Origin of the sequence: Arhodomonas aquaeolei DSM 8974, assembly GCF_000374645.1 — a bacterium.
GTDB classification, from domain to species: domain Bacteria; phylum Pseudomonadota; class Gammaproteobacteria; order Nitrococcales; family Nitrococcaceae; genus Arhodomonas; species Arhodomonas aquaeolei.
The window spans coordinates 41,838-55,230 of the sequence record NZ_KB894814.1; the positions used below are offsets into that span (position 1 = coordinate 41,838).

The following is a 13,393-nucleotide window of genomic DNA, read 5'->3' on the forward strand; positions in this document are numbered from 1 at the left end:
GATTTCTAAGCTGCCTACGCGGCAGCCAACGTGCGCACGAGCATGCCGAGCGGGGACCAGCGTTTCTAAGCTGCCTACGCGGCAGCCAACGCCTTCGCGCGGACATTCGGGGACAAGCTCAATTTCTAAGCTGCCTACGCGGCAGCCAACGCCACCGTCGCCACCTCCGGCGCGATCAGCGGTTTCTAAGCTGCCTACGCGGCAGCCAACGCCTTGAGGTCCACCTTGCGCAGCGCGGCGATTTTCTAAGCTGCCTACGCGGCAGCCAACATCGGTTCCTCATGCGTGCCAAAGTCGATGATTTTCTAAGCTGCCTACGCGGCAGCCAACGGTGGAATCACACCGACGCTGATTGGCGACGTTTTCTAAGCTGCCTACGCGGCAGCCAACGGATCGGCTGGCGGAGAAGTCCTGCTGCTCGTTTTCTAAGCTGCCTACGCGGCAGCCAACCGTGACCTGGACGTATGTGCTCGCCGGGCGCATTTCTAAGCTGCCTACGCGGCAGCCAACTAGCGCTCGGTGACCGGAGGGAGCACGCCGACTTTCTAAGCTGCCTACGCGGCAGCCAACTGGGAGGATATCGCGGGCTCAGGAATCAAAGATTTCTAAGCTGCCTACGCGGCAGCCAACGTAGCGAAGTGCGCGGCAATGGGCACCGGCTGTTTCTAAGCTGCCTACGCGGCAGCCAACCGGAGATCCAGGTGGCCGTGGCCACGCTCATTTTTCTAAGCTGCCTACGCGGCAGCCAACACGGTGCGCTACCGCGAGGCGCTGTCGAGCGTTTTCTAAGCTGCCTACGCGGCAGCCAACAGATGCGAGTAATTGCTCGTCGGTTTGTCGCTTTTCTAAGCTGCCTACGCGGCAGCCAACCAGGACGGCGGCATGGCGACCATCACCCTGCATTTCTAAGCTGCCTACGCGGCAGCCAACCAGATCCCTGCTCTGTATCTGCTGCAGAATATTTTCTAAGCTGCCTACGCGGCAGCCAACGACCCGGTCGTCACTCACCGCAGGTTCGACCTTTTCTAAGCTGCCTACGCGGCAGCCAACTAGAGTCTATCAGCGGTAATCCCCTGTTTGTTAAAGAACAACGGGGATTCGGCAGCCGTTGCCCCTTTTTGCAGGCCCTTCGCTAAGTCACTGATTGACGGGATGGCTCCACTGGCCGCCGGAAAAAGGGTCAAAACCACGGCACGGTGACCGTGCGGCTGAGCCTATAGGTGCCGAAGACGCCCGGCACGGGGTGCCGCTCGGGTAGGTCGGTTGCTCTTGGCAACCGACAGCCGCGATGATGTCGCTCACTTGGCGGAGCGACACAGCGCCGGCAATGAGGCACGGCACTGCCTGACAGACGAGGTCAGTGCAAACAACGGCCGGCAGGTCGTCAGGTTTTCCCGGTAACCCGCAAGCAAACTGGCAAAAACCTCCCGGACAACATCCAGGATCGTGCACGGCCGACAGGTCGTAGACGTCCTCCCGCCGGAACACCGCCCACGCAACGTCGCGCCCCGGACCCCGCCCGCCGACCGGGAGACCGCCGGCACCCCACCTGTCGGTTGCCAAGAGCAACCGACCTACAGGAACGACCCGGCGTAGGTTGTGCGCCGCAGGCGTGCAACGTCCCGCACGGGCATCAGGTGCCGCCTGGGGTTCTCACCCGGCGCACCTTACGCCAGTGCGATCACAAGCTATGACCAAACTGACGACCATTGGGATCGCGACAGTGCCTGCTTGCCGCACATCAATCGCGATCTTTTCCCGACAAAGTGCGACGAACCTGGTTTCTGAGCTGCCTACGCGGCAGCGAACATGCCGATGGAGCGCACACCGGCGGCAACGGCTTTTCTGAGCTGCCTACGCGGCAGCGAACCGCCTGCTGCACCCCCGGCGGCGGTTCGACCTTTTCTGAGCTGCCTACGCGGCAGCGAACTCGCGTATACGCGAGGACTTGCCGGAGCCGCTTTTCTGAGCTGCCTACGCGGCAGCGAACGTCCATCGTCACCCCCCGTCTGTGCCTGCTGTCTTTCTGAGCTGCCTGCGCGGCAGCGAACGACGGCCACCGCTGGGACGACTACCGCCCCGATTTCTGAGCTGCCTGCGCGGCAGCGAACTGCATCAGCCTCGGGGTGACGATCATCCCGGCTTTCTGAGCTGCCTGCGCGGCAGCGAACGTGCGGGAAGTGCTGAATTATCCGTGGGATTTTTTCTGAGCTGCCTGCGCGGCAGCGAACCTATCCGAGCACATGCGCGTCCACGAGCCGCATTTCTGAGCTGCCTGCGCGGCAGCGAACGCCACCCGCCCCTTCACCGGCTTGTCGCCGCCTTTCTGAGCTGCCTGCGCGGCAGCGAACACGCGCTCGGCCGGCTCTACGAGTGGCGGGCATTTCTGAGCTGCCTGCGCGGCAGCGAACCTCGCCGGCGCCGCCGCTACCGTCCTCGGGTCTTTCTGAGCTGCCTGCGCGGCAGCGAACGCGCGAGCCGTGGTCCTTCTGCGAGGGGCGCTTTTCTGAGCTGCCTGCGCGGCAGCGAACATACATCGAAGTGCACGAGGCGGATATCGGCCGTTTCTGAGCTGCCTGCGCGGCAGCGAACGACTGTTTCGTGCCCAAGAACGTTGTGTGGGATTTCTGAGCTGCCTGCGCGGCAGCGAACCGGTGCTTGCGCACGCGCCGTATGGCGGGCGTTTTCTGAGCTGCCTGCGCGGCAGCGAACGGACTGTTTCGTGCCCAAGAACGTTGTGTGGGTTTCTGAGCTGCCTGCGCGGCAGCGAACTTGACCGCGCCGCCGGACGCGCGCGCTCACGCTTTTCTGAGCTGCCTGCGCGGCAGCGAACGGCCCCCTCGACCTCGATACGCAGCGCCGGCATTTCTGAGCTGCCTGCGCGGCAGCGAACCAGGGCGTTACTGACACTGCGCCGCATCCGCTTTTCTGAGCTGCCTGCGCGGCAGCGAACGCCCCGCCGGTAAAGCCCCGGGCGATGTATCTTTTCTGAGCTGCCTGCGCGGCAGCGAACGTCGATCAGCGCGAGCTCGTTGCGGAGATCAATTTCTGAGCTGCCTGCGCGGCAGCGAACACACACACGGCGTGGCGCGGACGCTCGCAAGCATTTCTGAGCTGCCTGCGCGGCAGCGAACATGATGCAGACACTCGCGACCGTAGGATGCGATTTCTGAGCTGCCTGCGCGGCAGCGAACAATCTCCGTTGGTCGCTGCGTTCCCACCCACATTTCTGAGCTGCCTGCGCGGCAGCGAACACCGCACGCTGGCTACTCGGCTGAGGGCTCCCTTTCTGAGCTGCCTGCGCGGCAGCGAACCCGGCGGCGCCGGCGCCTCGGTCGTGGCCGGTTTTCTGAGCTGCCTACGCGGCAGCGAACGCTCTCTGACGTTGGCGCCCGTAAGGCGTATCTTTCTGAGCTGCCTACGCGGCAGCGAACTAGGGCCTGTGCGCGGTAACCATCTGTTTATTAAAGAACAACGAGGATCCGGCGGCCGTTGACCCTTTTTTCAGGCACTTTTCTAAGTGACTGATTTATGGAGCCGTGTTATCGGCCGCCGGAAAAAGGGTCAGAACCACGGCACGGTGGCCGTGCGGCTGAGCCCGTAGGTGCTGAAGGCACCGGGCACGGGGTCCGGGCCGCAGTCGCCGTGTTCGATGAACAGGCTGAACGCCCGGCCGGTACTGCTGCTGCGGACGGTGACGAAGGGGGTCGTCACCTGCCGCTCGACGCTGTCCGGGACCTGGGCGCAGGCCTGCTCGTAGGTCTCGTCATGCCGGCGCATGCGCCGGCGCCGCAGCCGCTCGGCGCTGGTCTTGTACTGGCGGCGCCGCACGACCCGGTGGGCGGCCCCGTCGGGTACGGCCCGGATCCCGCCGCGATCGACGTGGTCGCGCATGCCGGTGAGCCAGCGGAGCCCGGTCAGCTCATGGAGCCGGTCCGCCGTTCCGTGGAGCCGCAGCACATCGCCCAGGGTACGGGGATCGGTCTGATGGGCGGGGAAGCTGATGCCGATATCGTCGGCATCGATGCCCACCAGCCCCCGGTGCAGCTTGCTCACCAGTGCGCCGAGCAGCATGGACTGCTGAAACTCCGGGTCCGGCAGGACGCGGATATCCAGGTAGTGATCCAGCATCGCCTTACTCCGCCTTGTCGCCGAACACGCCGCCGCGGATGAGGGTGGCCATGACGAAGTGCTGATCGGTGACCGCCGGCTTGCGATCCCTGAGCAGCCAGTCGTCCAGCAGCGAATAGAAGTCGACCTTCTGCCGCGGCTGGCGGTACGCGGTCCCCCGCGTGGTCACGGAGCCGTAGGGTTCGACGGCGATGGGCCCGATCCCGGCGCTCTCCGCCTCCGGATACCAGGTATCGATGGTGCGGATCGCGTTGCCCAGCTTCTGGGAGTGGATACCGGCGACGCCGTTGACGCTGTAGAGCGTCTTGCTCTTGTCGTTCCGCCCCCGCTCCAGGATGAGCTCCTGGGAGGGGAAGACCTCCTGACCGGCGCCCATCCGGGCGAAGGCGCTCACCTCCAGGAGCACGAGACGCTCGCCGGCGAGCCCCTGGCGGATGAGGGCGGCGAGGCCGGCAAGATCGTCCCGGGCACCGGCGGCGGGCTCGAAATCGCGCAGCGAGAGATCGAGGGCATCGAACGTCCAGCTCGCCGCGAGCTCGCCGTGCTCGCGGTGACTCACCCGGACCTCGACGGCCTCGGCACCCACGCGGTTGCGCCAGAGGAAACGCCCGTTGGCGAGGTTGTGGGCGTAGCGCCGGGCCAGCTCGTCGAAGCCCTGCTCGGTTTCGTAGGCGTCCACCGCGGCCCGGAGCTTTTCGTGATAGGCCGCGCTGTTGCAGGCGGAGGGCTCGCCGGCACCGCCCAGGACCTTGAGCGTGAAGTGCGTCAGCAGGGTATCGGCATCCGTGGGCAGGGCCGCGACGTCCACGGTCTGGAGGTTGGGATTGTGGATCGCGGCATCGATCTTCGCGGGGTCCTGGTCTTTCGCCTTGAGCCGGTTGGAGATGGTGCCGCGCACGGACTTCGCGCGAATGGCGATGCCGGGCCACTCCGCGGCGCTGTCGCGCTCGCTCCAGTGGCCGGCGAACATCAGGGCGTCCGAGGGATCGAGCTTGCGCTCGAAGGCGAGGACGGAGGCGGTCTTGAGCTCGGCGGTCTTGGCCATGATTCAGGCTCCTTCCTGGTGCAGATCAGACGAATTCGGCGGCGTTGTCGATGTAGTCGTTGCGCAGTCGGTAGCGCCCCTCGTCGAGCCGGTTGTCGACGTACCAGAGCAGCCGCTCCGGGCTGTCCAGCCGATGGGGACTCACCCACTGGCCGATGGAGTACAGGCTCTCGACGAAGCGTAGCGGGGTGGCCGTGTCCCGGGCCCGCCGGACGTCGCCGCCCGCCTGCAAAGGCCCGAGCGCGCCGTATCCCACGGGGATCGGCACCAACCATCCCGGCCGGCGGCGCGCCTCCCAGCGAATCGTCTCCTCGCCGTCGTCTTCCCCGCCGCGGCAGGTCATGTTCAGCCGCGAGAGGTCGAGCCAGGCATCCAGCAGCGTGGTGTCCGGGTCGTCCGCACGCATCTCGGCGTGCCGTTCGTGGAGCAGGTCGTCCCGGCAGACGAGGGCGAAGCCGGGCAGCCACCGCCGCAGCAGGCGCTTGCTCTGCTGGCGGCGCTCGTCCTCCTGTTCGTCCAGGGGGATCAGCTCGGGGCCGTTCCAGCGGCGCCCCCGGAACGAGCCCGGCAACACCGTGCCGCCGGCCACCCGCAGGGTGAGCAGCAGCTCACCGACCTCCCGGGCGATGGCGGCACGCTCCTCCGCGGGCGCGGCGCAGGCATCGCCGCGCACCGCGAAGACCAGGCTGACTTCCAGGTGCACGCGTCCCTCCTCGACGATGGCGGCGGTGTCGCCGTCCCTGCCCACCGGGTTACGCGTCAGATGAAAGGCGTGGGTATAGCCACGATGGCTCGCCTGGGGCTCGCAGTGATGGCAGACCACGCCGACGCCCTCGAACAGGAGGGGGACGTCCCGCGCGGTGAGGCGGCGTTCGAGCAGATGCATCAGACCCACGAACGCGGTCATTGCCGGGAATCCCCAGGTCATCGGGCTGGAGATGGCGTTCGCGTTCTGCACGCGCACGTGGGGCAGCACGAGGAGCGAATGACTCTCATACATGGGGCAGCGTCTCCTCCAGCTCGTCCATTTCCGCCTGCAGCCGGTCCGCCCAGAAGCGCCGTTCGGGGTCGGCCACCGGCAGTGGGCCCTGGAGCTGAGCGTTGAGCCAGGCGGCGAAGCGCTCTCGGACCTCCCGCGGCCAGTCCACCTGCGCCCGGCGCATGGCGAACTCGGCGTCCTCCGCCGCCCGGTCCGGGTCCAGCCAAAGGCACTCCGCCTCGACGAGGCGACAGTCGGCGTGGGCGCTCCAGCCCGGCGGCAGTGCCGACAGCTCGGCGGCGAAGACCAGGAGCGCATCGGTGAGCTCGGCCAGCAGCTCGTCCCGGTGGCGGCGGGTCGCGACGTTCGGTTTCGGCTCCGAGCGCAGGAAGCGCAACAGCGCGTTCACCGCCGAGCGCACGGGCCGCCGGCGGCCGAAGAGCGGGAATACCGAGTCGGTGTGGAGCGGTGCCCGTACGTCCGCGGAACGCCAGTCCGGCGGCAGCGAGGCGAGGAGGTAGTTGCCACCACGCCGCTCGCTGTTGAGCTGGGAGATGTTCTGGGGCTTGGTTCCGCCGAATTTCTGCACGGCCAGTTTCGGATACTCGCGGGACTCGACGGCGCTGTAACGCCGCTCGCGCCGGGCCGTCCGCGCCGCCTTCGCCACCTCGCTGAAGCGGTCCTCGTTGATCGCCCGGAACGCCGCGTGCGCAAGGCTCGTCGCGTACAGCGGCGCCAGCAGGTGAAACCCCCGATCGTCGGTGGGGTCGTCGCCGACGAGCCAGTAGACCTGCTTGGCGCGGGTATGGCTGGCCTGGTCGTCCCCCGCCCGGGTGATGCCGGCGAACGCCTCCATCCACGCCTGCCCCTGCGTCGGATCGTCGCTCAGGGCCGCCGCGAAGGCCGCCTCGCCGGCCAGGGCACGATCCAGCATGGAGCGGCCGTCGTGCTCGGTCTGGAGGAACTTGTAGACGTCGAGCGCCGCGGCATTGCCCACGACGTCCCGCGGCGCGCCGTCGCCGAGGACGTGAGTGCCCACGGCCGGGTGCGCCGGCAACGTCTCCGGCGGGGCGAACAGGCTCGTGCCCCGGGCGTCCGGGTGCGTGGCCTTGAGCGCGTGGGTGACCACCTGCAGCTGGGCGACGCGCCGCGTGGCGTCCGCGAGCCAGTTTTCTCTCTGATGGGCGTCAATGATTCTTGCCCGCTTCGGATCATCCGACGCCAACCTGTCCAGTTTCGTTTGCTGACGCTCGCTCAGGAACTCTTCGATGGTCTTACGCAGCGCCGCCGTGCTCCCTGTAGGCATTAGATCACTCTCCTTGGCTACTGGCGCCTAGAACTAGAAATGCCAAAATGGCAAACTAGACCCCGGCTCAGGGTAGTGAGCCGGGGTGAATTGGCCGCATGTCACACATGCGGCGTTACGGTATTGAGATCGAGTGGATGCCAGTCACCCCATATACCTCCTTACTCTCCGCTGTCCGGGGAGAATTCCGGTACTCACGCATAGCCACGTGATATCCATACCCGATGGTGTTGCCGCACCATCGGGTACTACCTTAGCTGGCCGAACTCGTAGTTTCAATCCCTAACATTTTCCCTATATATGAACACTACACCCTATCGACATGCTATTTTGTTTTCCTGCCGTAAAGGCAGCTCAGCAACTAACCTCTTCGCTATACAGCTCGCTGCCGAGCAGGCAGAGCAGGGGCCGGGCACCACCACCGGCCCCTGCACCCACTATCGCCGACGCGTAAATCCAAGGGCATCGGCGTAACACCAGCCCTGATCATTCTGCGGCACGGTCACCACGCCGAACTGACGCGCACACGCCTCCAGCGGCTGATCCAGGTCCTCCGCCAGGGCCGCGAGGGCGTCGAGGTAGCCGGCGCCGATCCAGGGCGTGATGCGCTCGCCCGGCACGCCCTCCAGGGTCGTGCGTTCCAGCCGGCCATCCGCCTCCAGATAGAGGGGGGCGCCCCGCCTGCCGGGCTCGTGCCACAGCTCCCTGAGGTGCCAGTGCTCGCCCGCGTCGTCGGGCATCAGCACCAGCTCGACCTCCTCCCGGGTCTGCCGCCGGAACGGCTGTTTGCGCTGGAGCACGCCGCTGAGGTCCGCGCGCGGGAGGCCGTACCAGCTCGCGGCGTTGAGCGGCGGTGTGGGTGGCGCCTTCATGGCGCGCCGCTCCCGCGCCGTCATGGCGCGGCCCGGCCCAGACTCGCCGGGCAGCAGGGCGGCACGCAGGCGGGCGTGCTCCAGGTCCACCAGGCTGTCGCGGGGGCGCAGCTCGCCGCGCTCGGTGATGCGCGGCCGTGAGTCCACCACCTCGTACTCGTCGGGCGCGAGCAGCTCGTGCAGGTCGTGACTGCTGAGCCGCCATCGCGCCGCGCCCTCGAAGCCGGGGTGCGTAAAGGCGACGTTGCCGGGGGTTTCCATGGCCTTGTAGTTGCCGGCCAGCAGGGCGATGTTCGCGGTTTCACAGGGGGCGACCCGGTGCCGCCGCACCCGGCCGGCGAGCTGGATGAGCGAGCGCATCGACGAGGGCTCGACCACCGCCCAGTCGTAGTCGTGGTCCCGGCCGACCTCCGTCACCGGCGAGCCCAGGACGACGAACAGCTGATCCGGCTCGTCGGCGCCGTCGATGCAGGCCCGCACCTCCGGGCGCTCGAACACGGCCATCTCGTCACGGCGATCGAGGGCACCGTCCAGATGACGCTCGATGGTCGAGCGCATGACCAGCGGGAACTGCGCGTGATACACGCACAGGTGGATGCGGTGGCCCTCCGGCGCGCCGGCCGCCAGCAGCGCCCGAGCGACCTGCACCAGGGGCTCGATGTTCGCCATGCGGATCAGCCCGAAGCTCACCCGCCTGCCGCTGCGAGGGTCGACGCTGTGATGCCGCTGGTGGAGCTCGAGTGCCTGCCGGCGCATCTGTGCCGCCATCTGTTCGGCGATGGTCGGTGCCCCGCTCTCGCGGGATGCCGGGACGGGCACCAGGGCCGCCCGGCGCCTCACCGCCGCCTCGGCCAGACGCGCCCGGCGCCGGCCGGCGAACGCCTCGTGGGCAGCAGTGAAGGACGCGGCATCCGGGCAGTCCGCGTGCCGGCGGTCGCTCTCGTCGAACCAGGCGCAGGCGATGTTCACCGCCCGCCCCGGCTCACCACGGTTGCGCTGATACACGGCACGCCCCGCCCGATAGGCCTGGTACAGCCCCTCCACCAGCGACGGCGCCAGGGTCGCCGAGGAGAGCAGCACCCGCGTGCCGAGCATGCCGGCCCAGTTGACCAGGCGCGTCAGCGCGGGGAGGTCGTCCAGGTCGAAGTCGTCCACCTCGTCGAGCACGAGGTCGCCGCTGAGCAGGCGCAGCATGGGGGCGATCTGGCGCCCACCGCGGAGCCCGTCGGTGGCGGGCACGAGGTGATCCACGGTGCAGGCGAGGATCGGGGCGGCAATCAGCGCACGCATACCCGGATCATGGGCGAGCTGGCGCAGCAGGGGATGGTTGCCGAAGTCGCCCTCGAAATAGACGTGGGCATCCTCTTCCATGAGGCGCTGGCTGGAAGCCGAGCCACTGGCATCCGCCTCCGCCTCGAAGTGCTCGAACAGCGCGCGGCCCGCCGCCCCGCCGGTACGCACGGCGAGCTCGTCGTCGCCGAGATTCATCAGCGTCCGATACGCCCGCCCCGTCTGGAGCGTGAGCGTGCGCAGGCCAAGGGCGATCGAGAACCGCGCACCGCCGTCCGGGTCCGCGAGGGCATAGAGGATCCGGCCGTTGGCCAGGGTCTTGCCACAGCCCGTCGACGCCATGTTGACGCCGAAGAACCCCTGCGCCTGCGAGCGTTCACGCAGGGAGGCCGCGAGGTCGTAGGCCCGATCCTGCCAGCGAAAGCGCGGATCGGCGCTGCGGCGGCGGAACCCGCGGTGGCGGGCCAGCCGTGGCAGGTAACGTTCGACACCGGGCAGCGTGCCGCTGACCCGGCGCGCCCCGGCCTCCACGCCGAGGAGGTGCTCGTCGAGGGGCTGGTTGAGCGCCCCGGTGCGACGCACGGTATTGGCGTAGAGGGGATACCCGGGCTCACCGCGTGTGCGCTGGCCGGGGTCCTCCAGACTGGAGTAGTGGTGGTCCGCCAGCATCAGGCTCAGCCGGGCGAGATGCATGACGTAGGGGTTATCCAGCCAGGGCTGCTGGTAGTGATCGAGACGGCGCCGCATGCGGCCGGCCAGGTGCGCGGCACGGTTGCGCCACCTGCGGGTGGTCACCGGCAACGGGTGATCGAACCGCCAGTAGCCGGGGAGCTCGCGGGGATCGCGCCCGTTCACGACATCGTCGTTCCAGTCCGCGGTAATGAGCGCTGGCAGATCCCGCAGCTGTGCGGCCTGGAAACCGCTGTCGTCGGCGGATCGCGGCATCACCGGCAGGCGGTGATGGGTGACGATGAGCCAGCCCACGGCGGCCGCCAGCGGCGGCAGCGAGGAAAACGGCGAGGCAGGGCCGTCGTCCAGGCCGTCCCGCACCAGCCGTTCCAGCCAGGGCCCGTCATCCGCATCCAGCTCGGCCAGCCGGGCGAGCCACGTGGCGTCGTCGTCACCGGCGACGAACGCCTCGAACAGCCGCAGGCTGATCCATTCGTGCCGGTAGACGTTGCGGGTGGCGCCGGCGGGGTCGAGCAGGCGTCTCTGGAACGCGGCGCACGCCTTGCCCAGGTCGTGCAGCAGGGCCGCCAGGCTCGACAGCAGGAGGATGTCCTCGCCGGTGTGCCAGTCGTTCTCGTCCGCCCGCCGCAGGATGTCCCGGCGCGTGGTCTGCGTGGGCACGGCGCCGCGCGCGTTGAACCGCCCGGCATCGCCGACGATCCACAGCAGCTCGCTGTGATCGCGCCCGCGTATCCAGTGGCAGGCCACGGCGGTGTTCCTGCGCGCACTGCGGCGAAGCAGGCGGCGCAGGGTGTCCAGACCGGCCTGGGTGATGGGCGTCTGCCAGGTGCGCTCGCCACGGCGTTCCGCGAACTGGTCGAGAATCCGCCGCGTCTCCTTGAGGGCGTTCTTGCTGCACTGGGAGACGAGCAGCACGTTCATCGGGCGGGCGTCCCGAGCGTCACGGCCACGGATTTCAGCGTATCGATCATGAAATCGAGCGATTCCGTGCGGGTGAGCTGCTCGATACAGGCCTGGCGGAACTCCTGCTCCTCGTCGCCGCGCATGGCGGAGATGAACGCCTGCGGGAGGATGACCGCGTCCTTGACGAGATCGGCCACGTCGAAGACGAGCCCGCCGCGCCGGGTCTTGCCGTGGAGGACCGACAGGCCGTGCGGCAGCCCCAGCACCCAGGTGGCGGTCGCACCGAGCCCGTAAGCCAGGTAGTTGCCGTGATCCAGGAACCGGTTCGCCGGGTCCGTGCCGCTGCCGCGCTTCGCCCGGGCGAACTCGCCGTAGTCCACCGCACCGGCGGCCATGGCGAACAGCTGCTTGGTGAGCCGCGCCTCCAGCGTCAGCAGCTCCACCGTGTCCGGCGCCGCGGCCACCGCCGCCTCCGTGCGCTCGACGAGATGCGTCAGCGGCTCCCGTGCCACCTCGAAGCCCACGTCCGTGAGCGCCCGGTTATCCAGCCAGTTCCCGCGTATCCGCTGCAGCCGCGCCCACTGGAAGCGCCGTGCGGCCTCGAGGCGCTGTGACGCGTCGAACCAGAACGCCACCCAGGCCTGCAGATACTCGGTCGGCCGGTACTCGCTCTGCGGGCTGAACCAGGCGACCTCGACGTCCATCTCGTTGGCGCTGAACAGCGGCGTTCCACCGCCGCCGCAGAACCCGACCAGCACGCCGGCCCGGGCGAGCTCGCGCATCGCCGCCTGGGTGATCGAGGTTCCCGTGCCCAGCAGGACCGTCGTCGTGTTCGCGATGGGGATGTTCCAGTACAGCGAGCGCCGGCCCTCGTCGGTGACGAACTCGACCCGCCCGCCATTGACCAGGACGCGGCAGTGCTGGAGGTAGTAGATGTTCGCCCGCCTGGAGTGCAGGATCGTCTTGAGGTCGCCGGCGGAGAAGTCGTCCATGACTGGGCCTTGCCGGGGGTGGCAATACGGCAGTGGCAGCGCACCGAGCCGGGCAAAGGCCCGGCAGTTTGCCGCCCCGCAGGTCCGGCCCCCTCTCCGGACCCCGTGAACCGGACCTTACTCCGCGATGAACATGGCAGTCCATATCCGCAAGCCGGGGCAAGGGCCCGCGGGTCTGTGACGTCCTGATCCCGGCCCGTTAGAATCCCGGACGTTCATTCCGGTGTCCACACCGTGCCCGGTTCCGCCAGGATCACCGCCCAGACTGCGCCATGTACGCCAGCGTCCTCCCCACCGTCGCACCCGTGTTCCTCATCCCCGCGCTCGGGCTGCTGATATCGCGGGTGTCCGGTTTCGACCGGCGGTTCGTGGGCGCGCTGGTGATGAACGTCGGCGCCCCGGCACTGGTGTTCAGCTCCGTGCTCCAGGCGGAGCTCGCCATGGGCGAGATCCTGCGCATGCTCGCGGCGGGGACCACGGCGCTCGCGCTGTTCGCCGTGGCCGGGGCCGGGGTACTCCGGGCGATGCGCCTGCCGCTGGGCGGCTACCTGCCGTCGCTGATGTTCCCGAACACCGGCAACCTGGGGCTGGCGGTGGTCTTCCTGGCCCTCGGGCCCACCGGCCTCGCCTTCGGGGTGGCCTTCTCCACGCTGGTGAAGGTCGGCCACTTCACCATCGGTGCGTCGCTCGCCGGGGCGGGCATGTCCGCGCGCTCGCTCTACCGGATGCCCCTGCTCCACGCCTTCGTCGCGGCACTCGCGCTGCACGCCCTCGGCATCACCCCGCCGGAGCCGCTGATGCGCAGCATCTCGCTGGTCGGGGACATCACCATCCCGTTGATGCTGCTCTCCCTCGGCGCCTCGCTCAGCGGCGTGCGGCTGCACCGCCTGCCACGCAGCTCGGCGCTCGCGGTGGCGCGGGTGGCAATCGGCTTCGGCGCGGGCGTGGCGGTGGCGACGCTCTTCGAGCTCGGTCCGGTGGCCGCGGGCACGCTGATCATCCAGTGCACCATGCCGGTGGCGGTGTTCAACTACCTCTTTGCCGAGCGCTACGACGGCCCGGTGGAGGATATCGCCGGCATGATCGTGCTCTCCACGCTGCTCGTCTTCGCCCTGCTGCCGGCCCTGCTCGCCTACGTGCACTGACCCGCCCCGGGTAGCCACCGCCACGGCCGGCGGGTGTACA

Annotated in this window: 7 protein-coding genes and 2 CRISPR repeat arrays; of the genes, 1 reads left to right on the forward strand and 6 read right to left on the reverse strand. The window is 68.3% G+C overall.

Translation table 11 applies throughout. The annotated features are described in order from the left end of the window. The first annotated feature begins 2 nt into the window (after positions 1-2). A CRISPR array of direct repeats spans positions 3-1,051; the repeat unit is 28 nt. A gap of 730 nt (positions 1,052-1,781) precedes the next feature. Beyond that, a CRISPR array of direct repeats spans positions 1,782-3,434; the repeat unit is 28 nt; unit sequence TTTCTGAGCTGCCTGCGCGGCAGCGAAC. Between the two features lie 130 nt (positions 3,435-3,564). From cas6f to cas1f, 6 genes are all read right to left on the reverse strand, one after another. Then, positions 3,565-4,131 (reverse strand): type I-F CRISPR-associated endoribonuclease Cas6/Csy4, encoded by a 567-nt coding sequence (gene cas6f, locus C516_RS0114050; protein WP_018719046.1) that lies wholly within the window; start codon positions 4,129-4,131, stop codon positions 3,565-3,567. Between the two features lie 4 nt (positions 4,132-4,135). Continuing rightward, complete coding sequence (csy3, locus tag C516_RS0114055; protein ID WP_018719047.1) at positions 4,136-5,176, reverse strand: type I-F CRISPR-associated protein Csy3; 1,041 nt, start codon at positions 5,174-5,176, stop codon at positions 4,136-4,138. Between the two features lie 25 nt (positions 5,177-5,201). After that, positions 5,202-6,176, reverse strand: a complete 975-nt coding sequence (gene csy2 / locus C516_RS0114060) for a type I-F CRISPR-associated protein Csy2 (protein ID WP_018719048.1) — start codon at positions 6,174-6,176, stop codon at positions 5,202-5,204. Continuing rightward, the gene (csy1, locus tag C516_RS0114065; RefSeq protein WP_018719049.1) at positions 6,169-7,461 is read right to left on the reverse strand and encodes a type I-F CRISPR-associated protein Csy1; all 1,293 of its coding nucleotides are present in this window, start codon (positions 7,459-7,461) and stop codon (positions 6,169-6,171) included. Before csy1 ends, csy2 begins: the two co-directional genes overlap by 8 nt. Positions 7,462-7,898: 437 nt before the next feature. Further along, the gene (gene cas3f / locus C516_RS0114070) at positions 7,899-11,234 is read right to left on the reverse strand and encodes a type I-F CRISPR-associated helicase Cas3f (RefSeq protein WP_018719050.1); all 3,336 of its coding nucleotides are present in this window, start codon (positions 11,232-11,234) and stop codon (positions 7,899-7,901) included. Next, entirely contained in the window at positions 11,231-12,208 is a 978-nt protein-coding gene (cas1f, locus tag C516_RS0114075) for a type I-F CRISPR-associated endonuclease Cas1f (RefSeq protein ID WP_018719051.1), read from the reverse strand. Before cas1f ends, cas3f begins: the two co-directional genes overlap by 4 nt. Before the next feature lie 272 nt (positions 12,209-12,480). On the opposite strand from cas1f, the gene C516_RS0114080 reads away from it, so the two are divergent. After that, positions 12,481-13,353 (forward strand): AEC family transporter, encoded by an 873-nt coding sequence (locus C516_RS0114080; protein ID WP_018719052.1) that lies wholly within the window; start codon positions 12,481-12,483, stop codon positions 13,351-13,353. Positions 13,354-13,393: the final 40 nt, after the last annotated feature.

What these genes read in the sequence shown, in the direction of transcription:
- csy3 (WP_018719047.1), bottom strand. Translation starts at nt 5,176, where the DNA reads ATGGCCAAGACCGCCGAGCTCAAGACCGCCTCCGTCCTCGCCTTCGAG.
- C516_RS0114080 (WP_018719052.1), top strand. Translation starts at nt 12,481, where the DNA reads ATGTACGCCAGCGTCCTCCCCACCGTCGCACCCGTGTTCCTCATCCCC.
- cas1f (WP_018719051.1), bottom strand. Translation starts at nt 12,208, where the DNA reads ATGGACGACTTCTCCGCCGGCGACCTCAAGACGATCCTGCACTCCAGG.
- cas6f (WP_018719046.1), bottom strand. Translation starts at nt 4,131, where the DNA reads ATGCTGGATCACTACCTGGATATCCGCGTCCTGCCGGACCCGGAGTTT.
- csy2 (WP_018719048.1), bottom strand. Translation starts at nt 6,176, where the DNA reads ATGTATGAGAGTCATTCGCTCCTCGTGCTGCCCCACGTGCGCGTGCAG.
- csy1 (WP_018719049.1), bottom strand. Translation starts at nt 7,461, where the DNA reads ATGCCTACAGGGAGCACGGCGGCGCTGCGTAAGACCATCGAAGAGTTC.
- cas3f (WP_018719050.1), bottom strand. Translation starts at nt 11,234, where the DNA reads ATGAACGTGCTGCTCGTCTCCCAGTGCAGCAAGAACGCCCTCAAGGAG.